General features: G+C 36.5%; 1 protein-coding gene and 1 pseudogene. Both read right to left on the bottom strand.

The features are described from left to right. Window positions 1-105 (bottom strand): annotated as a pseudogene (locus tag IQR33_RS18990) (oxidoreductase); the annotation flags it as partial. A gap of 325 nt (window positions 106-430) precedes the next feature. Further along, complete coding sequence (locus tag IQR33_RS18985) at window positions 431-634, bottom strand: hypothetical protein (RefSeq protein ID WP_017633816.1); 204 nt, start codon at window positions 632-634, stop codon at window positions 431-433. Window positions 635-840 lie beyond the last annotated feature (206 nt).

Here is an 840-nt window from a genome sequence, read left to right as displayed (position 1 = left end):
TTTTTGCGCGCCGTGCGCCATAAAGATAATGCCGATTGGAACGCGAAGTGATAGTGCGCTGTAACCTGCGTTTGATGTGGTAATTTTCTGTAATAGTGCTTTCATGATTCTGTCCTCTGACTCTTTTCAATGAGTGGGAAGCGTGTGCTTCCGTGCTGTTGAGAACAGTTTAGGTAGAGGCGAACATAAAAATAACGGGAGGATTTTGATAAACTCGTTCTAAAAAATTGAATGGTTGGTTTTTATTTATTTAAATCAATGTCTTGATTTTTATATTCGAGTGTTTATTTGCCGATTATTGTCTGTTTTAAATCAAGGTCTGTCATTATTTTCGATAAACATTTTTTCTGTTAAACAAAAAAAGAGCACATGTACTGTGCTCTATTGCTTTCGCTTTTAACTAGGGAGAAAGGTGTGTTAAAGAAAACCTTCAGAGGTTCATTAAGCTCTCTAATGACTCCTCTACATTGTTGTAGTGATAAGTTCGAATATTACGTCCATCCGTCGCATTAATCTGAATTTCTGAGATCTCGTTATCTGAGTCTCTTTCGATAATTCCAATAGAATGATCTACGGATTTACTGGTAATAACCTTTTGGTTTCTTAATACAATTACGCAAGTATGTAAGTCCATGCCAATTCCCTTTAGCCGACGTTGTTGTGATGTTCTGGATCTAACTTTAGTGTACAAAAGCGCTAATGCCAATAAATCTCAATATTGAGTTCCGAAAATGGCTAATTGTGGGCGCTTAAGCAAGCTACAATAACACTATATTGAACGATGCCTATGAACAATAAATGACAAAAGGCATGAGCAAGGAAAGCACTATGTTTATTCAC

This window comes from Vibrio sp. OPT46 (genome assembly GCF_015163535.1).
Classification (GTDB): domain Bacteria; phylum Pseudomonadota; class Gammaproteobacteria; order Enterobacterales; family Vibrionaceae; genus Vibrio; species Vibrio alginolyticus.
This window is presented reverse-complemented; position numbering and strand designations above follow the sequence as displayed.

Bases quoted from the DNA above. Each gene is read 5' to 3' on its own strand.
- IQR33_RS18985 (WP_017633816.1), bottom strand. From the start codon at position 634: ATGGACTTACATACTTGCGTAATTGTATTAAGAAACCAAAAGGTTATT.